Source organism: Peribacillus sp. FSL R5-0717 (genome assembly GCF_038002945.1).
Lineage (GTDB): Bacteria > Bacillota > Bacilli > Bacillales > DSM-1321 > Peribacillus > Peribacillus frigoritolerans.
Genome location: NZ_JBBOOF010000001.1, coordinates 3052501 through 3079227 on the forward strand (window position 1 = coordinate 3052501; position 26727 = coordinate 3079227).

Below are 26727 nucleotides of genomic sequence, written 5' to 3' on the forward strand. Positions count from 1 at the left end.
CATCGCTCAACGGATAAAAGCTACCCCGGGGATAACAGGCTTATCTCCCCCAAGAGTCCACATCGACGGGGAGGTTTGGCACCTCGATGTCGGCTCATCGCATCCTGGGGCTGTAGTCGGTCCCAAGGGTTGGGCTGTTCGCCCATTAAAGCGGTACGCGAGCTGGGTTCAGAACGTCGTGAGACAGTTCGGTCCCTATCCGTCGCGGGCGCAGGAAATTTGAGAGGAGCTGTCCTTAGTACGAGAGGACCGGGATGGACGCACCGCTGGTGTACCAGTTGTCTTGCCAAAGGCATAGCTGGGTAGCTACGTGCGGACGGGATAAGTGCTGAAAGCATCTAAGCATGAAGCCCCCCTCAAGATGAGATTTCCCATGGCGCAAGCTAGTAAGATCCCTGAAAGATGATCAGGTTGATAGGTCAGAGGTGGAAGCATGGTGACATGTGGAGCTGACTGATACTAATAGATCGAGGACTTAACCAACGCTTTTTAAAAAATGAAATACCTTCTTATTATCTAGTTTTGAAGGAACAACGTTCCTTTTATGTTTGGTGGCGATAGCGAAGAGGTCACACCCGTTCCCATTCCGAACACGGCAGTTAAGCTCTTCAGCGCCGATGGTAGTTGGGGGTCTCCCCCTGTGAGAGTAGGACGCCGCCAAGCCATTTAAAAAGATCAGCCATCCGGCTGGTCTTTTTTGTGTTGTGATATTTTTCAGTTTCAGGGAGGAGTGACGTGAATTAACAGATAAATCAACCTGCAGGCTAATTAATTCCAACAGCTGGCTTATTTATTCGGCCGAAATTTGAATTGAAATAATTCATGGGAGCAAGATACGAATATGTATCATGGAGCAGAGGGAATTTCATGAATCAAGCGATTGTAATTCAGGGGGGAGAAGGGCAGGATATTGAAGGAGATGTACAGTATATGAGTGTTGATGTTTTTACGGAAGACAGGGGCATCATATTCTGAGGTATTATGGAATTACCATTATAAAGTAATCAATTTTATTTACATGCATTCTTGTCTTTACTTATTCTTTTCATTATACTAGGAAGAATTTAATTGATAATATGCAAGTTGGATGGGTAAGGAAGAAGGCTGACAAATATAGAACCATGAAGGGATCGGTATTGTGAGTAAGAAGATTAAGGAAAAGTTTGAAGTTATCGAGGGCGAGACGATCGATGCATGTTTAGATCGAATTAAAGCGGCAGGTTACTTTCCCGTAAGGCGAACGGAAGAGCCTATCTTTGCCGAGAGAATTGAGAATGGCAAAGTCCATTATGTGCCAGTTAATCGAAAAATTGTATATGAAGCAAAGCTAATTGAGTAAAACACGAACGATTAATTAATATCATGTAAAAATATTCGATTTTAACTTGACATTAAAATGGCCGGAAGGTAAGATGAAGTTACATTAATACATCTCATATAATCATGGGGATATGGCCCAAAAGTTTCTACCTGATGACCGTAAATCATCGGACTATGAGAAAAGCATCTGACTATTTCGGAAACTAGCCAAGTCTTTTTGTATTTCCAAAAGGGCTTTCTTTTCCGGACAGGTTGCTTTCTCTATGAGGAAGCAACCTGTCCGGTTTTTTAATTTACAATGAATTATAGATAAATGATAAGCGTCTGTCTGCATACTCGGGACGCCATAATATGAGTGTTGGAGGGAAAGATGATATGAAACCGCAAGTTGGGGTTATTATGGGTAGTGTCTCGGATTGGGAAACGATGAAGTACGCTTGTGAATCATTGGAACAGCTTGAGATCCCCTATGAAAAAAGAGTCGTTTCTGCCCACCGGACGCCGGATTTATTATTTGAATATGCAGAGAGTGCAAAAGATAGAGATATTAAAGTGATTATTGCCGGAGCAGGCGGGGCTGCACATCTACCAGGTATGACCGCCGCTAAAACGATTGTCCCTGTGATTGGCGTGCCAATACAGTCGAAGGCATTAAATGGGATGGATTCGTTATTATCGATTGTTCAAATGCCTGGTGGCGTACCGGTTGCAACGGTTGCGATCGGAAAAGCCGGCGCAGTCAATGCCGGTTTGTTAGCGGCTCAAATGTTAGCGGCTTTTGATTCTGACATTGCTGATAGGCTAGAGGCTTTACGAGACGAAACCAGAGAAAAGGTGTTACAGAGCAGTGAACAACTTAAATAATACAATCATATTACCGGGACAGACCATTGGAATTATCGGCGGTGGGCAATTGGGCAGGATGATGGCCTTGTCAGCTAAGGCATCGGGCTTTAAGATAGCGGTCCTTGAGCCGACTGCAGAAGGCCCATGTGCTCAAGTGGCGGATATTGAAATCATTGGTGCTTATGATGATATCGAAGCATTGAAAAGGTTAGCTGACGTCAGTGATGTCATAACATACGAGTTTGAAAATATCAGTTCGGAAGCCTTGGATTGGTTAAAGAAACATGCATTTCTTCCACAGGGCTCAGAATTATTAAAGTTGACACAGGATAGATTGACAGAAAAAAAAGCTATATCCGATGCAGGAGCTTCCGTTGCTCCATATCAGGAAATACAGGATATTTCAGAAATTTACCTTCATATAGAGAAATTAGGGTACCCTAGTGTGTTAAAAACGACGCGGGGCGGTTATGATGGAAAAGGGCAGTTGGTCATTAAGGAAGAAGCCGATATCAAAAAGGCTGAATCCCTGCTCAAAACAGGTATATGTGTGCTGGAAGCCTGGATTCCTTTCGTGAAAGAAATATCCATCATCGTGACGCGTAAGGCTGATGGCGAGACAAGTCATTTTCCGATTGCGGAAAACATTCATATTGAAAACATTCTTCATAAAAGCATTGTTCCGGCCCGTATCAGTATCCAAGCTGAACGGAAAGCTATTGATGAAGCTTTGCAGCTTGCAGAGAAACTTGATTTGGTGGGGACATTGGCAGTCGAGATGTTTTTAACCGCTCAGGATGATATCATCATTAATGAATTGGCGCCAAGACCACATAACTCAGGCCATTATACAATGGAGGCATGTGAGACTTCACAGTTTGAACAGCATATAAGGGCTGTCTGCAATTGGCCTCTCGGAAATACGGCGTTATTGAAGCCTGTGGTAATGATAAACATCCTTGGTGAGCATATCGAATCCTTGATGGATGAAATTCCGACGCTTTCAGATTGGAAGGTTCACCTTTACGGTAAGAAAGAAGCCAAGCTGAAGCGGAAAATGGGTCATGTGAATATTTTACGTCCAACGATTGAGGAAGCTCTTTTGGAAAGTGATCGAAGCAAAATATGGAATCAACAGGTTGAAACGGAGGAAGTAAAATGATTGAACGTTATACCCGCCCAGAGATGGGAAACATTTGGACAGAAAAGAACCGCTTTAATGCGTGGTTGGAAGTTGAAATCTTAGCTTGTGAAGCATGGTCAGAGCTAGGTGTCATTCCAAAAGAAGATGTGAAGCTTCTTCGCGAAAATGCTACATTCGATGTCGACCGTATCAATGAAATCGAAAAAGATACACGCCATGATGTTGTTGCTTTTACACGTGCGGTTTCCGAAACGTTGGGTGAAGAACGGAAATGGGTCCATTACGGACTGACTTCCACTGATGTGGTGGATACAGCTCTTTCATATGTGATAAAGCAGGCGAATGAGATCCTTGCCAAGGATTTAAATAACTTCGTTGAGATCCTGAAAAACAAAGCGAAAGAACATAAATACACGGTTCAAATGGGACGTACACATGGAGTTCATGCGGAACCGACCACATTTGGGTTGAAACTGGCACTTTGGTATCAAGAAATGAAACGCAATGTCGAACGTTTTGAAGAAGCAAGAAAGAACATAGAGGTTGGGAAAATCTCTGGGGCTGTCGGAACTTACGCAAACATCGACCCGTTCGTTGAAAAATTCGTTTGTGAAAAGCTTGGCCTTGAAGCAGCGCCAATCTCAACACAAACATTGCAACGCGATCGCCATGCACATTATATGAGTACATTGGCTTTAATTGCGACATCTATTGAAAAGTTTGCAGTGGAAATTCGCGGCTTGCAAAAAAGTGAAACACGCGAAGTGGAAGAATTCTTTGCAAAAGGACAAAAAGGATCTTCTGCAATGCCTCATAAACGGAATCCAATCGGTTCTGAAAATATGACGGGTATGGCTCGTGTAATCCGCGGTTACATGATGACAGCATATGAGAATGTGCCATTATGGCATGAGCGTGACATTTCGCATTCTTCTGCTGAGCGCATCATCTTGCCGGATGCAACGATCGCATTAAACTATATGCTGAACCGTTTCAGCAACATAGTGAAGAACTTGACCGTTTATCCAGAAAATATGAAACGCAATATGGACCGTACACTGGGATTGATTTTCTCACAACGTGTGCTGCTATCCCTTATCGATAAAGGACTTGTCCGTGAAGAAGCTTATGATACGGTTCAGCCAAAAGCGATGGAAGCATGGGAGCTTCAGGTTCCATTCAGAAGCCTGATCGAAAAGGATGATAAAATCACAAGCTTGCTTACGAAAGAAGAACTTGATGATTGTTTCGATCCTACACATCACCTGAAAAATGTTGATGTAATCTTTGATCGTTTAGGTTTATAAAAGTGAAGGCGGCAAACATGGTACCTTTAATGGTGATATGTTTGCCAAGCCTGATTAATGGCAGGAAGATTCATAATATTCACAATGTGGGGGTCTGGACAGATGGAAAAACGAGAATTGTTGTATGAAGGAAAAGCGAAACAGATTTTTGCAACGGACAACAGTGAAATAGTATGGGTGGAATACAAGGATTCGGCAACGGCATTCAATGGTGAGAAGAAGTCAGAGATTGCCGGAAAAGGTAAGTTGAATAATCAAATTACTAGCTTACTATTTTCAAAGCTTGCCCAAGAGAATATCCCATCCCATTTTATTGAAATGCTTTCCGAACGGGAGCAGCTAGTCAAAAGGGTATCCATCATTCCGCTAGAAGTCGTTGTCAGAAATACGGCTGCCGGCAGTTTTTCTAAAAGGACTGGCATTGAAGAAGGCCAGCCGCTCAAGAAAACGCTGATTGAGTTTTACTATAAAGACGACGAGCTCGGCGATCCTCTGTTAACGGAAGACCATATTGAAGAATTGGAACTTGCAAGCAAGGAAGATGTAGCGATTTTAAAAGAAAAGGCACAAGAAATCAGTATCGTCTTAACGTCTTTCTTTAAAGAGTTGGACATTAAATTGATTGATTTTAAATTAGAGTTCGGCAAAACCCCGAATGGTGACATTCTGCTGGCAGATGAAATTTCACCTGATACCTGCCGATTATGGGATATTAACACGAACGAAAAATTAGACAAAGATGTATTCCGCCGTGATTTAGGAAGTTTAACAGATGCTTACGAAAAAATACTAGCAAAGTTGGAGGGCACTCAACATGTATAAGGTTAAGGTATATATCACACTACGCGAAAGTGTATTAGATCCACAGGGAGCAGCAGTGCAACAATCACTTCATAGCTTGACATATAACGAAGTTAGTGATGTTCGAGTGGGGAAATACATTGAACTTACAATTAAGGATACGGATCGTGATTTAGATCAACTTGTGAAGGAAATGTGTGAAAAACTATTGGCCAATACGGTAATTGAAGCTTACCGTTATGATGTTGAGGAGGTTATCACCCAATGAAATTTGCTGTCATAGTTTTCCCTGGCTCCAATTGTGATGTCGATATGTACCATGCGATAAAGGATGCACTGGGGGAAGAAGTGGAGTATGTTTGGCACTCTACAGACAATCTAGATCAGTATGATGGGATTCTCCTTCCTGGAGGTTTCTCTTATGGAGACTATTTACGCTCTGGAGCAATTGCACGCTTTTCGAATGTAATGGCTGAAGTCGTAAAAGCGGCACAAGCAGGAAAGCCTGTTTTGGGTGTCTGCAATGGTTTTCAGATTTTACTTGAAGCAGGACTTTTACCTGGAGCGATGCGCCGTAATGAAGGCTTGAAATTCATTTGCCGCAATGTAGGACTGAAGGTTGAAAATAACCAATCGATGTTCACGACAGGATATGAATTAAATGAAACGATTACGATCCCTGTGGCACATGGTGAAGGGAATTACTACTGCGATGATGAAACATTGGCTGAATTAAAACAAAATAACCGCATCTTGTTCACGTATGATGGTGAAAATCCAAACGGAAGCTTGGAGCAAATAGCGGGAATTACAAATGAACAAGGAAATGTCCTCGGAATGATGCCTCATCCCGAACGTGCTGTTGATTCGCTGCTTGGCAGTAAAGACGGCTTAAAGATTTTTCAATCCATCGTAAAAAACTGGAGGGAATCACATGTTATTACAGCTTGAACCAAGTCCGGAAAAAATTAAATCGGATCGATTGTACGCAACAATGGGACTATCCGATGATGAATTTGCAATGGTGGAGAAAATCTTAGGCAGACTGCCGAATTATACGGAAACTGGTTTGTTTTCGGTTATGTGGTCAGAGCACTGTTCCTACAAAAATTCAAAACCCATCTTAAGGAAATTCCCGATTACAGGGGAGAAAGTGCTGCAAGGTCCTGGTGAAGGAGCAGGTATCGTTGATATCGGTGACGATCAGGCTGTCGTTTTTAAAATTGAAAGTCATAACCACCCTTCGGCAATAGAGCCTTATCAAGGTGCTGCTACCGGTGTCGGCGGAATTATCCGTGATGTTTTCTCCATGGGAGCCCGTCCGATCGCGATGTTGAACTCACTTCGCTTCGGTGAGCTAGACAATGATCGCGTGAAATATTTATTTAAAGAAGTGGTTGCAGGGATTGCAGGATACGGGAATTGTATCGGAATTCCAACTGTCGGCGGAGAAATTCAATTTGATCCATCGTATGAAGGAAATCCCCTTGTCAATGCAATGTGTGTCGGTTTAATCGATCATAAGGACATTAAAAAAGGCCAAGCGCATGGAGTGGGCAACACAGTGATGTATGTGGGTGCAAAAACTGGACGTGATGGCATTCATGGAGCAACATTTGCATCTGAAGAGCTCTCAGAGTCTTCGGAAGAGAAACGGCCTGCCGTACAAGTAGGCGATCCATTCATGGAGAAACTGCTTTTGGAAGCATGCCTTGAATTGATTCAAAATGATGCCCTTGTTGGCATTCAGGATATGGGAGCAGCAGGTCTTACAAGCTCATCTGCCGAGATGGCGAGTAAAGCTGGCTCAGGAATAAAAATGAATCTGGATTTGGTACCGCAGCGTGAAACGGGAATGACAGCATATGAAATGATGCTTTCTGAATCACAAGAGCGGATGCTGATCGTTGTCACTAAAGGACGCGAACAGGAAATCGTCGACTTGTTTACGAAATATGACCTAGAAGCGGTTGCTGTTGGTGAAGTAACGGATGATAAAAATCTAACACTTTCCCATCAAGGTGAAATCGTTGCCGAGGTTCCGGTTGATGCATTGGCTGAAGAAGCTCCTATTTATCACAAGCCATCTGCAGAGCCGCAATATTTCCGTGACTTCCAAAGCATGACGGCAGAAGTGCCAGTCATTGAAGATTATAAAGAAACATTGGTATCACTATTGAAGCAACCGACAATTTCGAGTAAGGAATGGGTCTACGACCAGTATGATTACATGGTCCGCACGAATACAGTCGTCTCACCTGGATCGGATGCAGCGGTAGTGCGTGTACGTGGTACGAATAAAGCCCTTGCCATGACGACGGATTGTAACTCCCGCTTTATTTATTTAGATCCTGAAACAGGCGGCAAAATCGCTGTGGCTGAAGCAGCCCGTAACATCATTTGCTCGGGTGCGGAACCTTTAGCGATTACGGATTGCTTGAATTTTGGGAATCCAGAAAAACCAGAAATATTCTGGCAACTGGAAAAAGCGGCAGACGGTATGAGTGAAGCTTGCAGAAGCTTAAGTACTCCTGTAATCGGCGGAAATGTTTCCCTTTATAATGAAACGAATGGTGAAGCGATTTATCCGACGCCTGTAGTTGGAATGGTTGGTCTAGTCAATGACCTTAAGCACATCACAACACAAACATTTAAAAATGAATCCGATTTGATTTACGTGGTCGGTGAAGCGAAAGTGGAATTCGGAGGCAGTGAATTACAGAAAATGCTCGAGGGTAAAATCTTTGGACGCGCTCCAGAACTTGATTTGGACCTTGAACAAAAACGTCAGCAGCAAATTCTGACAGCAATCCAAAAAGGACTTGTTGCATCAGCCCATGACCTTTCGGAAGGCGGTTTGGCAGTGGCTTTAGCTGAATCTTTATTCGGGGCAAGCAAACTAGGGGCAAAAGTGAATATATCCGGGGAACCTGTATCTGAATTATTCAGTGAAACGCAATCACGATTCTTACTGTCCATCAAACCTGAAAATCAAGCGTCATTTGAAGCTCTTGTTGAAGATGCGATTTGCATAGGCTCAGTAACGGCTGATAATAAATTAGTCGTGGCAACAAGTGATAGCAAAGTATTGGAAGCGGACATTGAAGATTTACAAACAGCTTGGAAGGGAGCCATACCATGCTTGCTGAAATAAGAAGCCTAAACGAAGAGTGTGGTGTTGTTGGAGTCTGGGGACATCCCGATGCAGCGCAGCTTGCTTACTACGGTTTGCATAGCTTGCAACATCGTGGTCAAGAGGGAGCGGGCATCGTCGTGACGGATGGTGAGCAGATGTCCATCACTAAGGGCGAAGGACTTGTCACAGAGATATTCACTGCGGAAAAAATGCAGGCACTTTCCGGTAGCGGTAAAGCGGCAATAGGCCATGTCCGTTATACAACGGCAGGCGGCGGCGGGTATCAAAATGTTCAGCCTTTCCTGTTCAATTCTCATACAGGAGGGCTGGCCCTTGCTCATAATGGGAATATCGTCAATGCCCATCAATTAAAAGCACAGCTTGAAGGACAAGGAAGCATTTTTCAAACGACCTCTGATACGGAAGTTCTGGCACATCTGATTAAACGTTCCGGCTACTCGGATGTAAGAGATTCTGTGAAGAACAGTTTAAGTATGCTGAAGGGAGCCTATGCCTTTGTCATCATGACCGAAACCCAAATGATCATGGCAAGAGATCCGCATGGCTTCCGTCCACTTTCCTTGGGGAAAATAGGCGATGCATATTTCGCTGCATCTGAAACATGTGCACTTGATATTGTAGGTGCAGAATTCATCCGGGATATTGAGCCAGGTGAACTCGTTGTCATTAATGATGAGGGAATCACATCCGAATACTTCTCGCTTTCCAGCCAACAGGCAATGTGCACGATGGAGTACGTGTATTTTTCCCGTCCGGATAGCAACATTGATGGTATCAATGTTCATACGGCACGGAAAAACCTTGGTAAGCAAATGGCACTCGAAACCAAAATTGAAGCAGACGTAGTTACAGGTGTACCTGATTCCAGCATCTCGGCAGCGATTGGCTATGCTGAAGCTGCAGGCATTCCTTATGAAATGGGTTTAATAAAGAATCGTTATGTTGGACGGACTTTCATTCAGCCATCACAAAGTCTGCGTGAACAAGGCGTAAAGATGAAACTATCACCTGTAAGAGGGGTAGTGGAAGGCAAGCGGGTCATAATGGTTGATGATTCTATCGTCCGCGGGACAACGAGCAGAAGGATTGTCCGCATGTTAAAAGATGCCGGAGCAAAAGAAGTGCATGTAGTAATCAGCTCACCACCGATCAAGAATCCATGTTTTTATGGCATAGACACGTCTAAAAAGGAAGAACTGATTGCAAGCTCAAAATCGGTGGAGGAAATAAGGGAAATCATTGAAGCTGATTCCTTAACTTTTTTAAGTGTCGAAGGTATGGTCGAAGCAATTGGACGACCGTTTCCTGGAGAAACGCGCGGTTCATGCCTAGCTTGTTTCACCGGAAATTATCCGACTGAAATTTTTGAATACGAACGAGAAAAAACAAAATGTTAATCAAGTCGGCAATGATGATTGATTTTCGGAGGAGGATTTCAAATGGCTAATGCATATAAACAGGCTGGTGTGGATATTGAGGCTGGTTATGAAGCGGTAAATCGAATGAAAAAACATGTAAAGCGCACATTTCGTCCAGAAGTAATGAATGGTCTGGGCGGTTTCGGCGGCATGTTTGATTTATCTTCCTTGAACCTTAAAGAACCTGTGCTCATTTCTGGTACGGATGGAGTGGGAACAAAACTTTTGTTAGCGTTCATGATGGATAAACACGATACAATTGGAGTGGATTGTGTAGCTATGTGCGTCAATGATGTTGTCGTTCAAGGTGCTGCACCTTTATACTTTTTAGATTATATTGCCTGCGGTAAAGCAGATCCTGAACGAATTGAAATGATCGTTAAAGGGATTGCAGATGGCTGTGAGCAGGCGGGCTGTGCTTTAATCGGCGGAGAAACGGCAGAAATGCCGGGCATGTATGAGACGGAAGAATACGATGTGGCAGGTTTTACTGTAGGTGCCGTTGAAAAATCACGTCTGATTACTGGTGAAGCGATTTCGGCTGGTGACGTCGTTATTGGACTCGCTTCAAGCGGCATCCACAGTAATGGGTATTCACTTGTTCGTAAAATCCTTCTTGAAGACTCAGGCATGGGGCTTCATGACTTCGTACCGGAACTGGATTGCAAGTTAGGTGAGGAATTATTAAAACCGACGAAAATCTATGTGAAGTCCCTTTTATCGACGTTGGAAAAATTTGAGGTTAATGGTCTTGCCCATATCACCGGTGGAGGATTCATCGAGAATATTCCGCGTATCCTTCCTGAAGGATGCGGTGTTGAAATCGAGCTTGGAAGCTGGGAAATTCCAACTATATTTTCATTCCTTGAAGAAAAAGGGAATCTTGTAAAAGAGGAAATGTTCAATATCTTCAATATGGGTATTGGGATGACGGCTGTCGTCAAAAAAGAAGTGGCATCGGATGTGCTAGCCCACCTAAAGTCTTGCGGTGAAGAAGCCTCAATTATTGGAACGATCGTGGATGGAAATGGAGTGTCGTTCAAATAATGAGACGCCTTGCTGTCTTTGGATCAGGTAACGGTAGTAATTTTCAATCAATTGCTGAAGCAATAAAAAGTGGAAAGTTGGAGGCGGAAATCTGTCTTGTCGTATGCGATCGTGAAGACGCATATGTGCTTGAGAGAGCAAAGCTTGAAAATATTGACTCTTTCTCCTTTTCAGCAAAGAATTACTCCAACAAGACTGAATACGAATCGGAAATCCTGGAAAAACTTCGCCAGTATGAGATAGAGTTCATCATTCTTGCTGGTTATATGCGTTTGATCGGTCCGACATTATTACAAAAGTATTCACAGAGGATTGTGAACATCCACCCTTCACTTCTGCCAAGTTTTCCAGGCAAGGATGCAATTGGCCAGGCCTTTGATGCCGGAGTGAAGGAAACGGGGGTAACCATTCATTATGTTGATGATGGAATGGACACAGGACCGGTCATTGCCCAAAAAACAGTGCCGATTCTTGAAGGGGATACGAAAGACATCCTTCAAAAAAGGATACAGGAAATGGAGCATGACCTGTATCCATCAGTTTTGCAGGAGCTATGCCACAAGAAACTTACTTAATGGAGGGACCAACATAACATGAAGAAACGCGCATTAATTAGTGTATCGGATAAAACAGGTATCGTAGAATTTGCTCAAGGTTTAATTGAAGCAGGTTTTGAAATCATTTCTACAGGCGGTACCAAAAAAACGCTTCAGGAAAATGGTATTGAGGTAATTGGAATCAGTGACGTCACCGGTTTCCCGGAAATTTTGGATGGACGTGTTAAAACGCTTCACCCGAATGTCCATGGAGCAGTGTTGGCAAAACATGATGACAAAGGTCACGCAGCACAGCTTGCTGAGCATAACATTGAACCCATTCAACTTGTCTGTGTAAACCTATATCCATTCCAAGCGACTATTTCCAAACCGGAAGTCACTGTGGAAGATGCTATTGAAAACATCGATATCGGTGGACCGACAATGCTTCGTTCTTCTGCTAAAAACCACGAATATGTGACTGTTATCGTTGATTCCAATGATTATCCTACCGTATTGGCTGAGCTGAAACAAAACGGCGGGGTAACAAAAACCACGAATCGCCGCCTGGCTGCAAAGGTTTTCCGTCATACAGCAGCATATGATGCAGTTATTTCAGAGTATATGACAGAGCTTGCCGATGAAGAAAATCCTGAATCATTGACTGTTACCTATGAATTGAAACAGTCGCTTCGTTATGGGGAAAACCCACATCAAAAAGCCGCATTCTATAAAAAACCGCTTGGTTCCGTATTCTCAATTGCAGAAGCGAAGCAATTACATGGAAAAGAACTATCATACAACAACATCAATGATGCTGATGCAGCACTTCAAATCGTAAAAGAATTCAATGAGCCTGCTGCAGTTGCAGTCAAACATATGAATCCTTGCGGCGTCGGCGTCGGTGCGACTATTTTGGAAGCATATGAAAAAGCTTATGAGGCAGATGCCACCTCCATTTTCGGTGGGATCATCGCTTTGAACCGTGAAGTCGATAAAGCGACTGCGGAAAAGCTTCATGAAATTTTCCTTGAAATCATCATTGCCCCTGGGTTTACACAAGAGGCAGTGGAAGTATTGACAAGCAAGAAAAACCTACGTTTATTAACGATCGATTTTGACGCGGTTAAAAAGCCTGAACGTAAATTGACATCCATTGAAGGCGGATTGCTTATTCAAGATCGGGACGCACATAGCTTAAAGGATGCAGAGGTAAAAGTGGCAACGAAACGTGAGCCTACACCTGAAGAGTGGAAAGCCATGGAACTTGGCTGGAAAATCGTGAAACATGTCAAGTCGAATGCAATAGTGGTTTGTAACGATCAAATGACATTAGGTGTTGGCGCAGGTCAAATGAACCGTGTGGGAGCTGCAAAAATTGCTCTGGAACAAGCTGGGGAAAGAGCGACAGGAAGTGCATTGGCATCAGATGCATTCTTCCCAATGGATGATACTGTAGAAGCGGCAGCAAAAGCGGGCGTCACGGCAATCATTCAGCCTGGTGGATCTGTTAAAGATGAGGATTCAATCAAGAAAGCTGATGAATATGGGATTACAATGGTGTTTACAGGAATTCGTCACTTTAAACATTAATCAAAAACGAGGTGCGATAATGAATGTACTAGTAATTGGCCGGGGCGGCAGGGAGCATGCCATAGCCCGCAAACTATTTGAAAGTAAACGGGTTGGGACTGTTTTTGCAGCACCGGGAAATCCAGGGATGACCGATGTAGCGACTCTTGTTCCAATTGATGAAAATAATCACAGGGAATTGGTTGCCTTTGCCAAGAATAATGCAGTTGCATTAACGGTGATCGGGCCCGAAACACCATTGTTGAATGGACTTGCAGATGATTTTGCGGAGGCAGGATTACAGGTATTTGGCCCTAATGGCCGTGCTGCTGTCATCGAGGGAAGTAAATCCTTTGCTAAAGATTTAATGAAGAACTATAGCATTCCGACAGCGGAATATGAAACATTTTCTGATTATGATTCAGCAAAAGCATATATCGAAAAAATGGGTGCCCCCATTGTCATAAAAGCGGATGGTTTGGCAGCAGGAAAAGGTGTCGTAGTCGCTATGACGATGGAAGAGGCGTTAGACGCCATCCATGATATGCTAGTCGGAGCAAAGTTCGGGGAAGCATCTGCCAAAGTCGTTATTGAGGAATTCCTTGATGGCGAGGAATTTTCATTGATGGCATTCGTTAATGGGGAAAAAGTGTATCCGATGGTCATTGCTCAAGATCATAAGCGGGTTTTTGATGGAGATCAGGGTCCGAACACAGGTGGAATGGGTGCATATTCACCGGTACCGCAAATATCCGATGAAATGATCCAGACTGCAGTCGAAACGATTCTTAAACCCACGGTAAATGCGATGATTTCTGAGAATCGGAGTTTTACAGGAATATTATATGCCGGGTTGATCGCCACTGAAAAAGGCACAAAAGTCATTGAGTTCAATGCCCGTTTTGGCGATCCGGAAACGCAAGTCGTTTTACCTCGTCTAAAGACAGACTTCGTAGATACGCTTGAAGCGGTTCTTTCTGGAGAGGATTTACAACTTGAATGGCATGAAGAGGCCGTACTCGGAGTGGTCGTCGCAGCTGATGGATATCCAGGGGAATATAAAAAGGGATCTATCATTAAAGGTTTGGAAAAGATTGATCCGAAAGCCCATGTTTATCATGCTGGAACAGCTCTCAATAATGAAGGGAACTTCATCTCGAATGGCGGACGTGTACTTCTGGTTGCTGCAAAAGGGAAAGATTTGGCCTCTGCGCAAGCTGAAGTATATAAAGAGTTAGGGCATATTGAGAAAGACGGTTTATTTTGGCGGACGGATATTGGCTACCGAGCAATAAAATACAATTTTTCATCATAATATAAAGAAGCTGACTCTAAGCGGAGTCAGCTTCTTCTATAAGACTTAATATGAATCAGATTGATTCGATTCATTTTCCTGTTTTGGTTCTTTTGCCATCAAGTTTTGTCCGTTTTCCATCGCATCGACGACAGGACAATAACGGAGGATCCCTTCACCTATTTTCATGGCGGAAAGCATGGCCACGATTATATAAGATTGGTTTTTCCATGGTTTTTTCACCATTTTAGCCGTAGCCCATGTTAGAAATGTAAAACCACAAGTAATTCGCATTAAAGCATTTATTATACTGATATTTTGTTTAAACTTCATATAAAATCCATCCCTTCACAAAAATTTAACAATAATCTGGATAACATTACTGTTCTAATGGGGCAAGTATGTTACTATGAAATAAAATTGGATTGAAAATGGTTTTTTTCATACACTGTTTCTAATAACTTATGGGGGAATGTTTATGCTTGAACAGCGCTATAGATGGAAAAATAAACATCTAAGAGAACATATAGATGTGCTGGATGGCAATAGGGCACCACACATTCTGCTAAAAAATACGCCTTATTTAAATCAGGCTTTACGAAAATGGGTAAAAGCGAATATATGGATATATGAAGATCGCATCATATATGTTGGCGATAAGCTTCCTGATAATATAGACCGCTGTGAAATGGTCGACTGTACAAACCAGTACTTGGTCCCGGGTTATATTGAGCCGCATTCACACCCTTCTCAATTATATAATCCCCTTTCTTTTTCACGTTATGCATCTCATTTTGGCACAACGACATTGATCAATGATAACTTGCCGTTTCTATTGCAGTTAGATAAAAAGAAAGCGTTTTCTCTTTTGAAAGAATTACGTAACATTCCTGTAACAATGTATTGGTGGAGCCGTTTTGACGGACAAACGGAATTGATCGATGAAGATATGGTCTTTTCCCATGGGGCCGTCAAATCATGGCTGGAGCATGATGCCGTATTACAGGGCGGGGAACTAACTGGATGGCCGAAGCTTCTCGATGGGGATGACATGATGTTGCACTGGATTCAGGAAGCCAAGCGAATGAGGAAGAAAATAGAAGGACACTTTCCAGGTGCTTCAGAGAAGACTTTAGCAAAAATGACCTTGTTCGGCGCCGATTGTGATCATGAGGCAATGACAGGTGATGAAGTCATGTCACGCTTGCTGCAGGGCTATTATGTATCGTTAAGACATTCTTCGATCCGTCCGGATTTACCAAAGCTGATACAGGAAATCCATGAACTGGGCATTGATCATTATGACAAATTCTTTTATACGACAGATGGATCACCGCCGTCCTTTTATGAAGGTGGTTTCATAGACTGCTTAATCAAAATAGCGATAGAGCATGGCGTTCCGGTCATCGATGCCTACAATATGGCGACCATCAACATCGCACGATATTATAACATTGAATACCTTCATGGCAATATTGCCACAGGGAGGGTGGCGAACATCAACTTCCTGACCGATGTAAAGGAACCCGCACCGGTTTCGGTAATGGCGAAAGGGAAATGGGTGAAAAGGGATGGTGAGATCATTCCGGATAAACAGGAAATCGAATGGAGTGATTTCGATTTTAAACCGCTCGATCTTGATTGGGATCTCAGTTTAAAGGAAGATTTTGAATTTTCCATGCCGTTCGGGATAGAACTGGTTAATAATGTAATTACGAAACCGTACTCCCTTGCCAATGATGTTGGGCATGAAGAACTGAACTTTGAGGATGATGAATGCTTTTTCATGCTAATCGACCGGGAAGGGAAATGGCGCATCAATACGATATTAAAAGGGTTTGCGGACAAATTGTGTGGCTTTGCTGGCTCTTATACAAATACAGGTGATATCATACTGATCGGTAAAAGGAAAAAGGATATGCATTTGGCATTTAACCGGCTGAAGGAAATTGGCGGTGGAATCATTTTGACGGAACAAGGCAAGGTGATTCATGAACTTCCTCTGAAATTAAAGGGAGTCATGTCGACCAAGGAGGTTCCTGAATTGATAAAAGAAGAAAATGAATTGAAACATTTGCTGCGGGAGAGAGGTTATCGCTTCGCCGATCCTGTGTATACCCTTTCATTCTTTTCGACAACCCATCTGCCATATATAAGGCTGACCCAGCGAGGAGTATATGATGTAATGAATAAAACTATACTCTTTCCCACTATAATGCGTTAAAATATAAGAGAAGAAATGGCTAATAAATCAGAGGAGTGGAAAGATGAATTTTAAGAGAGTTCTTTTCATCGTTATTGCTATTTTACTGCTGGCAGGCTGTTCGACGAAAGAGGATCCTGCATCGGATGACAGTAAGCCGAAAGACCAAGCTGTCATCAAAAATACAGATGTGAAAAATGAACCTTCCAATGAGTTTCCACTTACAGGTATAGCCACCGAAGCAGGCAGTGAGCGAAGGGCTGCAGCAGTGATGATTAATAATCATCCGGAAGCACGCCCGCAATCGGGCCTCTCAGAAGCCGATATGGTTTACGAAATGCTCGCAGAAGGTGACATAACCAGATTTTTAGCTATCTTCCAAAGTGAAATGCCTAGTCAAATCGGTCCGATTCGGAGTGCAAGGGACTATTATATCGAATTGGCTAAAGGCCTTGATTGCATCTATGTCTGTCATGGGTATAGCCCCGAGGCAAAGACCATGCTGGACAGAGGGGATATTGATAACTTGAACGGATTATATTATGATGGTACTTTGTTTCAACGTTCGGCAGATCGAAAAGCACCGCATAATTCCTACACCTCCTTCGAGGATATCGAAAAAGGTGCAAAGGAAAAGGGTTATGAGTTGAATGGTGCACCGAAGCCTTATGCTTTCCTTACAGAGGAAGAGGCAGCTGGACTTCAAGGGGAACCGGCATTGAAAACCGAGGTTTCCTACGGATCAGACGAGTATGATGTACAGTATGAATACGAAGCCACGGAAGAGAAATATAAACGTTATTCGAATGGAGAGCAAACAGTCGAGCATAAATCGAATAAACCTATTTTACTGGATAATATATTGATCATTGAGGCTGCTCATCAAGTGATCGACGACAAAGGGCGTCGAAAAATCGACTTGAAAAGTGGCGGAAATGGTTATTTACTTCAAAAAGGAAAAGCGAATGAAGTAGAATGGGTGAATAAGGATGGTCGTATTACACCAGTGAAAAACGATAAAGAGGTAGGGTTGGTTCCAGGGAAAACTTGGATCAATATTATTCCGGATGAACCTGGTTTAGTAGGAGACGTCTCATTTTGATACCCATGAAATTGAGGGGGAGTAACATGCAAATTGATAAGTTAAGAGGAAAAGAAACGGATCAGCTGTTCAAGTCGATCCTTTCCTTGCGTGATTTGGACGAATGCTATCGATTTTTTGATGATCTATGCACAGTTAATGAAATTTCATCATTGGCACAGCGTCTTGAAGTAGCCCGCATGCTTGAAGAAGGAAAAACCTATCATAAAATCGAAACGGAAACAGGTGCAAGCACGGCTACGATTTCCAGGGTCAAACGCTGCTTGAACTACGGAAATGATGCTTATTCCATGGCTCTGAACCGTATTAAGGATAACGTAGAGGAAACAACTGAATCATAATTCTTTCGATTATAATAAAAAGCTGGGGAATTCATTTCCCGGCTTTTTATTTTGTGTCCAGCACGCTCATTGCCGGCTGTCTTTCAGTCGTATCCATGTTATATTGGATTTTAGATTAAAAGGTTCCATTTGGTAATAACATTTTATCGATACTTCTCTTTTTTAATGAAAAATCTTAATGCTATAATGGTGTAATGGGAAGTGTGAATGGAGGATTATAATGTACGATTTTCGCGAGTGGAAACATGTTTTCAAACTCGATCCAAATAAAGAAATAAGTGATGAGGCCCTTGAGAAAGTCTGTGAATCCGGTACTGATGCAATCATGGTCGGGGGAACGGATGGTATCACGCTTGAGAATGTACTTCATTTAATGGCACGTGTCAGGCGATATACGGTCCCATGTGTGATGGAAATTTCTTCAGTTGAAACGGTGACGCCAGGGTTTGATTTATATTTCATTCCGAGTGTCCTGAATAGCGCCAACCCGGATTGGATGATGAAATTGCATCAGCAAGCAGTCAAGGAATACGGATACCTTTTGAATTGGGATGAAATTTTCGTTGAAGGGTACTGTATCCTGAACCCTGGGTGCAAGGCGGCCCAATTGACGAAAGCCAATACTGATTTGGATATGGATGATGTGGGTGCATACGCGATGATGGCGGAAAAGATGTTCAACCTGCCGATCTTTTATTTGGAATACAGCGGTGATTATGGCGATGTCCAGATGGTGGAAGCGGCCAAAGAGAGTTTGGAAGATACCATACTATTCTATGGCGGTGGGATAAAATCGGTTGAACAGGCCAAAGAGATGTCCAAGATTGCGGATGTCATCGTTGTCGGCAATGTGATTTATGAAGATTTGAAAGTGGCCCTTGCAACAGTTACGGCAGTTAAATGAAAACATGTAAGAAATATAGTATATTAAAACAGAAACGAATGTTCGTATAGGTGGTGTGATAATGCAATATTTAGCGGAAAAATTATTAATTGGTTTGAATGAACAGCAACAAAAAGCAGTGAAAGCAACAGATGGTCCACTTTTAATCATGGCTGGGGCAGGAAGTGGAAAGACGCGTGTGCTGACTCACCGAATAGCTTACTTGATGGTCGAGAAGGAAATAGCGCCTTGGAACATCCTTGCAATCACGTTCACCAACAAAGCGGCACGTGAGATGAAGGAGAGGATCCGTGCCATACTTGGCGGTGCATCCGAAGATATCTGGATTTCGACTTTCCACTCGATGTGTGTCCGTATTCTACGAAGAGATATCGACCGTATCGGATTTAATAGGAACTTCTCGATATTGGATACGACGGATCAGCAATCGGTCATAAAACAAATCATGAAAGACCGTAATATGGATACAAAGAAATATGATTATCGTGCCATTTTGGGCAGCATCAGTTCAGCGAAAAATGAATTGGTCGGGCCGGAAGAGTACCTGAAGACGGCGTCTGATTACTTCACTAAAGTAACGGCGGATGTTTATACGGAATATCAAAAACGGCTGCGCAAAAATTCAGCGCTCGATTTCGATGATTTGATCATGATGACGATTCAATTGTTCCAGCTCGTACCTGAAGTGCTTGAATATTATCAGCGTAAATTTCAATACATTCATGTTGATGAGTACCAAGATACAAACAGGGCTCAATACATGCTTGTTAAATTATTGGCTTCACGCTTCCGTAATCTCTGTGTTGTCGGGGATTCCGATCAATCGATCTATCGTTGGCGCGGTGCGGATATTGCGAATATCCTTTCATTTGAAAAAGATTATCCTAATGCCAACATGATTTTCCTTGAACAGAATTACCGCTCGACGAAAAAGATTCTTGCAGCAGCGAATAAGGTCATCGATAACAATCAAAACCGTAAGCCGAAAAATCTTTGGACCGAGAATGCAGATGGCAATAAGATATTCTATTACCGTGCGGACAATGAACAAGGGGAAGCGCAATTCGTAGCCGGAAAGATAAATGAGTTAGTTCAGGACGGCAGCAGGAAATATTCAGATATAGCAATACTTTACAGAACGAATGCACAATCACGTGTCATGGAGGAAGTTCTGCTTAAATCCAATATTAATTATGCAATAGTCGGGGGCACCAAGTTCTATGACCGTAAAGAGATTAAGGATTTACTTGCCTATCTTCGACTTATTGCGAACCCTGATGATGACATTAGTCTTCGCCGTGTAATCAATGTGCCAAAACGCGGAATTGGTGCAACTTCGATGGACAAAGTGGCAGATTATGCAGATCAATATGATGTTTCCATATATAAAGCACTGGAGTCTGTGGAAATGGCAGGGATAAGCGGGAAGGCCACCAAAGCGGCAAGGGAATTCCATACGCTGATCACTAATTATACAAATCAGCAGGAGTACTTATCCGTGACGGAACTTGTGGAGGAAGTCATCGAGAAAACCGGTTACCGTGAGATGCTGCAGGCAGAAAAAACGATTGAATCACAAAGCCGGCTTGAAAATATAGATGAGTTTTTATCTGTTACTAAAGCATTCGAAGATAACAGCGAGGACAAATCATTGGTGGGTTTTTTAACTGACCTGGCGTTGGTTGCCGATATAGACCAACTTGACGAGAATACCGAAGAAGCTACAAATACGGTAACGTTGATGACATTGCATTCAGCGAAGGGACTTGAATATCCGGTAGTCTTTCTATTGGGCCTTGAAGAAGGGGTTTTCCCTCACAGCCGCTCTCTCATGGATGAAGAGGAGATGGAAGAAGAACGCCGTCTGGCTTATGTGGGAATTACAAGGGCTGAAAATGAACTATTCATAAGCAATGCCCAAATGCGGACATTGTATGGACGGACGAGCATGAATCCCGTTTCACGTTTCATCAGTGAAATACCAGAGGAACTTCTAGAAGACCTAAAACCGAAACCTGCTCCTAGAGCTAGGCAAACGCCTTTCAGCTCTTCGAGGACCGGGTCTCCTTCAACGGCTTCAACAAGAAAAGTGCCTGCCTTTGGAAAAGCTGTTTCTGCACCATCCGCAACGGGCGGTGAAGAAATCGGCTGGGCTGTCGGTGACCGTGCTTCCCATAAAAAATGGGGTATAGGAACCGTGGTGAGCGTAAAAGGGGAAGGTGAAGGAAAGGAATTGGATATTGCCTTTCCAAGTCCAATCGGCATCAAACGCCTATTGGCGAAATTTGCACCAGTTGAAAAAGCATAAGCTATTAATATGCTCCTGCTGGTAAAGAATAGGGATATCTGACTTTAGACACCGCTCTTCTATCAGAAGTGCGGTGGAGTCTTCTTTAGAAAGGATTGAACGTATGGACATACAAGCTGCAGAGAAGAAAGTTCTGGAACTGCAAACGTTATTGAACCAATACAGCTATGAATATTATGTGATGGACCAGCCATCAGTACCTGATGCTGAATATGATCGGCTGCTACGTGAACTTATTGGGTATGAGGAGAAATTTCCGGAACTGCAAACGGCGGACTCACCGACACAACGGGTCGGTGGCGCCATTTTGGATATGTTTGAAAAGGTGGAGCATACCACACCGATGCTTAGTTTAGGCAATGCCTTCGGTGAAAGTGACTTACGGGATTTCGACAGAAAGGTCAGACAATCTGTAGGTGACGATTTTTCCTATGTATGTGAATTGAAAATTGATGGACTTGCCGTCACACTTCAATATGAAAATGGATATTTCGTAAGAGGGGCAACCCGTGGAGATGGAACGATCGGTGAAGATATTACCGCTAATTTAAAAACGATCAAATCGATTCCATTGAAGCTGCGGGAGCCAGTTGCCATTGAAGTGCGCGGTGAGGCCTTCATGCCAAAAAAATCATTCGAATCATTAAACAAGGCTAAGGAAGAACGCGGTGAGGAACCATTTGCCAACCCGCGAAATGCAGCTGCGGGCTCGTTAAGGCAGCTTGACCCGAAACTTGCTGCGAAACGTAACTTGGATATTTTCCTTTATGCGATTGCCGATTTGGGCGAAACGGGGGTCCGTTCCCATAGCGAGGGTCTGGATTTATTGGATAGACTCGGGTTTAAGACGAACCGGGAAAGAAAAACATGCTCGAATATAGAGGAAGTACTGGCCTATATAGTAGAATGGACGGAACAACGTCCAAACTTAGCCTATGATATTGATGGAATTGTCGTAAAGGTGGATTCCCTTGAACAGCAGGATGAATTAGGTTTTACTGCAAAAAGTCCGCGATGGGCCATTGCTTATAAATTCCCAGCTGAAGAAGTCATTACAACCCTAAGGGATATCGAGCTGAATGTGGGCCGTACGGGTGTATTGACCCCAACCGCAGTTTTGGATCCAGTCCGGGTAGCAGGTACGACTGTGCAGCGAGCTTCACTTCACAATGAAGACTTAATTCGTGAAAAGGACATCAGAATCGGAGATCAAGTGGTCGTGAAAAAAGCGGGCGATATCATTCCAGAGGTAGTCAATGTACTGGCAGAGCGCCGTACAGGGGAAGAAGTCGAGTTTCAGATGCCGACTGAGTGCCCTGAGTGCAGCAGTGAACTTGTCCGGCTGGACGAGGAGGTTGCTTTACGCTGCATCAACCCGAAGTGTCCTGCACAAATACGGGAAGGTTTGATTCACTTTGTTTCCCGAACAGCAATGAATATAGACAGTCTTGGTGAAAAAGTGATTAGCTTGTTATTTAAAGAAGAACTCATACAAGATGTGGCTGATATTTATAAGCTTACATATGATCAACTGATTGCTTTGGAAAGGATGGGGGATAAATCCGTCACTAAACTTCTTCAAGCGATCGAAGCTTCGAAGACCAACTCGTTGGAAAAATTACTATTCGGGCTGGGTATTCGCCATGTTGGTTCCAAAGCTGCCAAGACGCTTGCGAGGGAATTCGGGACGATGGAAGCCTTAAGCAAGGCGAGCCGTGAAGAACTAACGGCCATTAATGAAATAGGTGATAAGATGGCTGATTCCATCGTAGCTTATTTTGAATTGGAAGAAGTCCATGCATTATTGAATGAGCTGGATGCAGCTGGTGTGAATCTTACTTTCAAAGGGCAAAGAGCTGTTGCTTTAGAAGATATCGACTCTTTTTTTGCCGGTAAAACAGTCGTTTTAACGGGAAAACTGCATCAGTTAACACGTAACGAAGCTAAAGAGAAATTAGAGGCGCTAGGGGCTAACGTTGCTGGAAGTGTCAGCAAGAAAACCGATTTGGTCGTAGCTGGTGAAGATGCCGGTTCCAAACTGGAAAAAGCCGAAAGCCTAGGCGTCATGGTATGGGATGAAGAGAGACTGATTGAGGAACTAAATAAATAAGAGGTGTAGCAATGAGGAAACACTCCATTTTGGGGATGATTCTTATACTGCTTCTTGCTGGATGTGCGCCTAGTTTCGAGGATAAGCAAGAGGTAGTTCAAGACTCCAAAGACAAAAAAGAAACGGCAATTATTCCGAAGTATAAAATTTCGGAAGAATATTATCAAACAATCCTACCGTTTGAACCATCAAAGGCACGCGGTTTGGTCGTATCCAATCTAAATACCAGATACGACATTGAAGAGTTCGAAAATGGATTGATGCGGTTGGCCCAAACCCAATTCGACCCGGAAGATTACCTGTTTCAAGAGGGGCAAATGCTAGATAGTTCCAAGATATCTTCCTGGCTGAACAGAAAATATACCGATAGTCAGTTGAAAGAAAAGAAGATGAAGGCCTCAGAGAACCTTGGCTTAAATCCGGTTGATCCAGGTAAAGGTGACATTGATAAACGGAATGAAGAAAATCCAATTTATCTTGCTCATATTTTAGAACATAATTACTTGGTCAAAACAAAAGATAATTCGGTGAGCCTTGGCGGAGTTGTAATCGGTCTTGCGTTGAATTCAGTGCATTACTATCAAAAAGAGGCATTCGGTGCCACCTATGAAAATAAAATCGATAGTAAAAAGCTAAAGCAAGAAGGGGAAAAAATTGCGGCAGAAGTTTTAAAAAGGCTGCGTAAAATGGACAAGCTGAAAAATGTTCCGATTACGATTGCCTTATTCGAGCAAAATGAAAAATCTTCAGTAGTCCCTGGGAATTTCATTTCCTATACAAATATCGATAAAAACTCGAACAATATTGGGAAATGGACGAACTTGGACGAAGAGTATTTCCTATTTCCTTCTTCTGCTGCTGAAAAGAAATACCGTGATGACGTCAATACTTTCACGAACTTTAAAGAAGATGTCGAAGAATACTTCCCTAACTTTAACGGAGTCATCGGCAGGGCGTTCTATATGGATGATCAATTGCAAAGCCTGAACATCGATATCCCCATTCAATTTTATGGGAACTCGGAAGCGATAGGCTTTACCCAATATGTTGCTGGGCTCATAATGGAACGTTTCCCGAACTATATTGCCGTACAGGTATCCATTACGTCTGTAAATGGACCTGAAGCGCTCATAGTCCGTGAAGCGAATCAGGACGAACCAACCGTTCATATATACGAATGAAAAAAGGATGAAGCTTAGCGGCTTCATCCTTTTTTCGACTGGAATCTATTTCTTGTGAATGTCAAAATAATCTTTAACAATGAACAAAGATATATAATGGAAAGTAAACCCTTCCATCTTAGGGAACAAGTGCTTTAAAAAGGCAACATTTGTCGAATTTTAAAAGCCTTATTGTCATTTCCCCGGAAATTCCGGCAACTTTCCCATATTTCCCGGAAAATATCTCTTTTTCCTTATGAAATAATTGAATTTCGACATTGTATCTCTTGTTGCTTTACTGTGCAATAGTTTGATATGATTTAAACGATGATTATATGGAGAAAAGCGACGAAATTCAGTCGATTTGGATATTTTTTCGGAGGTGAAGAGAATGTCACGTATTTCTATGGAACAAGTTAAACACGTTGCCCATTTGGCCCGATTGGCCATTACGGAAGAAGAAGCAAAACAGTTTCAGCATCAGCTTGACCAAATGATTTCATTCGCGGAGCAGTTGAATGAGCTTGATACGGATCAAGTAAACCCGACTTCTCACGTTTTGGATATGAAGAATGTTATGCGCGAAGATGTCGCAAAACCAGGATTGCCAGTGGAAGAAGTAGTTAAAAATGCACCGGATAGCAAAGAAGGATATATCCGTGTACCATCAATAATTGAATAAGGAGGGACAATGATGTCGTTGTTCGAACAAAAGGTTTCTGAGCTTCATGAACGATTACATAAGAAAGAGATAAGTGTCACTGATCTTGTTGACGAATCGTACAAGCGAATCGGACAGGTAGAGGACAAGGTGAAGGCATTTTTGACACTTGATGAAGAAAACGCCCGCAATCAAGCAAAACGTTTGGATGATCAATTGGTAAAAGGCGAGAACGAAGGCGCTTTATTTGGTATGCCAATCGGAGTGAAGGATAATATTGTCACTAAAAATTTGCGTACGACTTGCGCGAGCAAAATTTTGGAGAACTTTGATCCAATCTATGATGCAACCGTTGTTCAAAAGCTACAGAAGGCAGAAACGGTTACGATCGGTAAATTGAATATGGATGAGTTTGCGATGGGTTCTTCCAATGAGAACTCAGCATTTCAAGCAACACGCAACCCTTGGAATACGGAATATGTGCCAGGCGGTTCTTCGGGTGGTTCAGCTGCATCTGTCGCTTCCGGGGAAGTCCTATTCTCTTTAGGTTCCGATACGGGTGGATCGATCCGCCAACCAGCGGCATATTGTGGAGTCGTCGGCTTAAAACCTACATATGGACGGGTTTCCCGATTCGGACTTGTAGCATTTGCGTCTTCATTGGACCAAATCGGACCTGTTACAAGAACTGTTGAAGATAACGCTTATTTGCTTGAAGCGATCTCCGGAGTAGATCCAATGGATTCGACCTCTGCTAATGTTGACGTGCCGAATTTTGTGAATTCATTAACAGGCGATGTAAGAGGATTGAAAATAGCTGTGCCTAAAGAATACCTTGGTGAAGGCGTTGGTGAAGAAGCACGTAATTCCGTACTTGAAGCGTTAAAAGTACTAGAGGGTCTTGGAGCTCAATGGGAAGAGGTTTCCTTGCCGCATTCCAAATATGCTTTAGCTGCCTATTATCTGCTATCTTCATCGGAAGCTTCGGCTAACCTTTCACGTTTTGACGGTGTTCGTTACGGACATCGGACAGATAATGCAGAAACTCTTATAGAAATGTATAAGCAAACCCGTGCAGAAGGATTCGGTGACGAAGTGAAACGCCGTATCATGCTTGGAACGTTCTCCTTAAGTTCCGGTTATTATGATGCTTATTATAAAAAGGCTCAAAAAGTACGTACATTAATCAAAAAAGACTTTGAAGATGTCTTTGAAAAATACGATGTCATCGTTGGGCCGACTACACCTACGTCTGCATTTAAAATTGGTGAAAAAGTCGACGATCCATTAACGATGTATGCGAATGATATCCTGACGATTCCAGTCAATCTTGCTGGCGTACCGGGTATATCCGTGCCATGTGGATTCGCAGCGAATGGTCTTCCGCTTGGACTGCAAATGATTGGGAAGCATTTTGATGAAAGCACGATTTACCGCGCGGCTCACGCATTTGAGCAAGCAACAGATTTTCATAAACAATTTCCTAAGCTGTAAGG

23 protein-coding genes, 2 rRNA genes and 1 riboswitch (1 of these 26 only partly in view) are annotated in these 26727 nt (G+C 42.9%); of the genes, 24 read left to right on the forward strand and 1 reads right to left on the reverse strand.

The genetic code is table 11. The features are described 5' to 3' along the window. The 15 genes from NYE65_RS14820 to purD all read left to right on the forward strand — a co-directional run. Positions 1-483, forward strand: a 23S ribosomal RNA gene (locus tag NYE65_RS14820) (it extends 2450 nt beyond the left edge of the window). Positions 484-547: 64 nt separating this feature from the next. After that, positions 548-663 (forward strand): 5S ribosomal RNA (gene rrf / locus NYE65_RS14825). Positions 664-1138: 475 nt separating this feature from the next. Beyond that, on the forward strand, positions 1139-1339 hold the full coding sequence (locus NYE65_RS14830; RefSeq protein WP_340861144.1) for an NETI motif-containing protein: 201 nt from the start codon (positions 1139-1141) through the stop codon (positions 1337-1339). A 74-nt stretch (positions 1340-1413) separates the two neighbouring features. Continuing rightward, positions 1414-1515: riboswitch (purine riboswitch) on the forward strand. Between the two features lie 180 nt (positions 1516-1695). After that, positions 1696-2184, forward strand: coding sequence for a 5-(carboxyamino)imidazole ribonucleotide mutase (gene purE / locus NYE65_RS14835; protein ID WP_034306127.1), 489 nt, complete (start codon positions 1696-1698; stop codon positions 2182-2184). Continuing rightward, positions 2168-3328, forward strand: a complete 1161-nt coding sequence (purK, locus tag NYE65_RS14840; RefSeq protein ID WP_340861145.1) for a 5-(carboxyamino)imidazole ribonucleotide synthase — start codon at positions 2168-2170, stop codon at positions 3326-3328. Before purE ends, purK begins: the two co-directional genes overlap by 17 nt. Beyond that, positions 3325-4617: an adenylosuccinate lyase gene (gene purB / locus NYE65_RS14845; RefSeq protein ID WP_034306123.1), complete on the forward strand. Its 1293-nt coding sequence runs from the start codon at positions 3325-3327 to the stop codon at positions 4615-4617. The genes purK and purB overlap by 4 nt, the downstream gene beginning before the upstream one ends. Before the next feature lie 102 nt (positions 4618-4719). Beyond that, positions 4720-5439: a phosphoribosylaminoimidazolesuccinocarboxamide synthase gene (gene purC, locus NYE65_RS14850; RefSeq protein ID WP_048680630.1), complete on the forward strand. Its 720-nt coding sequence runs from the start codon at positions 4720-4722 to the stop codon at positions 5437-5439. Then, positions 5432-5686, forward strand: a complete 255-nt coding sequence (purS, locus tag NYE65_RS14855) for a phosphoribosylformylglycinamidine synthase subunit PurS (RefSeq protein WP_034306118.1) — start codon at positions 5432-5434, stop codon at positions 5684-5686. The genes purC and purS overlap by 8 nt, the downstream gene beginning before the upstream one ends. Next, complete coding sequence (gene purQ / locus NYE65_RS14860) at positions 5683-6369, forward strand: phosphoribosylformylglycinamidine synthase subunit PurQ (protein WP_048680628.1); 687 nt, start codon at positions 5683-5685, stop codon at positions 6367-6369. Before purS ends, purQ begins: the two co-directional genes overlap by 4 nt. Next, on the forward strand, positions 6353-8572 hold the full coding sequence (gene purL, locus NYE65_RS14865) for a phosphoribosylformylglycinamidine synthase subunit PurL (protein ID WP_340861146.1): 2220 nt from the start codon (positions 6353-6355) through the stop codon (positions 8570-8572). Before purQ ends, purL begins: the two co-directional genes overlap by 17 nt. Continuing rightward, complete coding sequence (purF, locus tag NYE65_RS14870) at positions 8557-9972, forward strand: amidophosphoribosyltransferase (protein ID WP_340861147.1); 1416 nt, start codon at positions 8557-8559, stop codon at positions 9970-9972. The genes purL and purF overlap by 16 nt, the downstream gene beginning before the upstream one ends. A 42-nt stretch (positions 9973-10014) precedes the next feature. Then, positions 10015-11040 carry a phosphoribosylformylglycinamidine cyclo-ligase gene (gene purM / locus NYE65_RS14875; RefSeq protein WP_328176740.1) on the forward strand — a complete coding sequence of 342 codons (1026 nt, stop codon included), beginning with the start codon at positions 10015-10017 and terminating at the stop codon, positions 11038-11040. Further along, positions 11040-11615, forward strand: a complete 576-nt coding sequence (purN, locus tag NYE65_RS14880; RefSeq protein ID WP_340861148.1) for a phosphoribosylglycinamide formyltransferase — start codon at positions 11040-11042, stop codon at positions 11613-11615. Before purM ends, purN begins: the two co-directional genes overlap by 1 nt. A gap of 18 nt (positions 11616-11633) precedes the next feature. Further along, complete coding sequence (gene purH / locus NYE65_RS14885) at positions 11634-13169, forward strand: bifunctional phosphoribosylaminoimidazolecarboxamide formyltransferase/IMP cyclohydrolase (RefSeq protein WP_057278488.1); 1536 nt, start codon at positions 11634-11636, stop codon at positions 13167-13169. A gap of 19 nt (positions 13170-13188) precedes the next feature. Continuing rightward, a complete protein-coding gene (purD, locus tag NYE65_RS14890) occupies positions 13189-14463 on the forward strand; it encodes a phosphoribosylamine--glycine ligase (protein WP_057278489.1) in 1275 nt (424 codons plus the stop codon). A gap of 45 nt (positions 14464-14508) precedes the next feature. On the opposite strand, the gene NYE65_RS14895 is transcribed toward purD, so the two are convergent. Next, positions 14509-14775, reverse strand: a complete 267-nt coding sequence (locus NYE65_RS14895; protein WP_328110096.1) for a YgaP-like transmembrane domain — start codon at positions 14773-14775, stop codon at positions 14509-14511. A 145-nt stretch (positions 14776-14920) separates the two neighbouring features. Here NYE65_RS14895 and NYE65_RS14900 point away from each other — a divergent pair, with 145 nt between their 5' ends. The 9 genes from NYE65_RS14900 to gatA all read left to right on the forward strand — a co-directional run bounded on the left by NYE65_RS14900 (position 14921) and on the right by gatA (position 26725). Next, positions 14921-16666 carry an adenine deaminase C-terminal domain-containing protein gene (locus tag NYE65_RS14900; RefSeq protein WP_340861149.1) on the forward strand — a complete coding sequence of 582 codons (1746 nt, stop codon included), beginning with the start codon at positions 14921-14923 and terminating at the stop codon, positions 16664-16666. Positions 16667-16709: 43 nt separating this feature from the next. Beyond that, the gene (locus tag NYE65_RS14905; protein ID WP_340861150.1) at positions 16710-17747 is read left to right on the forward strand and encodes a DUF3048 domain-containing protein; all 1038 of its coding nucleotides are present in this window, start codon (positions 16710-16712) and stop codon (positions 17745-17747) included. A 26-nt stretch (positions 17748-17773) separates the two neighbouring features. After that, entirely contained in the window at positions 17774-18088 is a 315-nt protein-coding gene (locus tag NYE65_RS14910; protein WP_034306094.1) for a YerC/YecD family TrpR-related protein, read from the forward strand. A gap of 220 nt (positions 18089-18308) precedes the next feature. After that, complete coding sequence (locus NYE65_RS14915) at positions 18309-18992, forward strand: heptaprenylglyceryl phosphate synthase (protein WP_096338804.1); 684 nt, start codon at positions 18309-18311, stop codon at positions 18990-18992. Positions 18993-19053: 61 nt separating this feature from the next. Then, positions 19054-21300, forward strand: a complete 2247-nt coding sequence (pcrA, locus tag NYE65_RS14920; protein ID WP_034306090.1) for a DNA helicase PcrA — start codon at positions 19054-19056, stop codon at positions 21298-21300. A gap of 103 nt (positions 21301-21403) precedes the next feature. Then, positions 21404-23410: an NAD-dependent DNA ligase LigA gene (ligA, locus tag NYE65_RS14925; protein ID WP_340861151.1), complete on the forward strand. Its 2007-nt coding sequence runs from the start codon at positions 21404-21406 to the stop codon at positions 23408-23410. A gap of 11 nt (positions 23411-23421) precedes the next feature. Further along, positions 23422-24591: a CamS family sex pheromone protein gene (locus NYE65_RS14930; protein WP_340861152.1), complete on the forward strand. Its 1170-nt coding sequence runs from the start codon at positions 23422-23424 to the stop codon at positions 24589-24591. Positions 24592-24961: 370 nt separating this feature from the next. After that, positions 24962-25252, forward strand: coding sequence for an Asp-tRNA(Asn)/Glu-tRNA(Gln) amidotransferase subunit GatC (gene gatC, locus NYE65_RS14935; RefSeq protein ID WP_034306082.1), 291 nt, complete (start codon positions 24962-24964; stop codon positions 25250-25252). A 12-nt stretch (positions 25253-25264) separates the two neighbouring features. Then, the gene (gatA, locus tag NYE65_RS14940) at positions 25265-26725 is read left to right on the forward strand and encodes an Asp-tRNA(Asn)/Glu-tRNA(Gln) amidotransferase subunit GatA (protein ID WP_340861153.1); all 1461 of its coding nucleotides are present in this window, start codon (positions 25265-25267) and stop codon (positions 26723-26725) included. Positions 26726-26727: the final 2 nt, after the last annotated feature.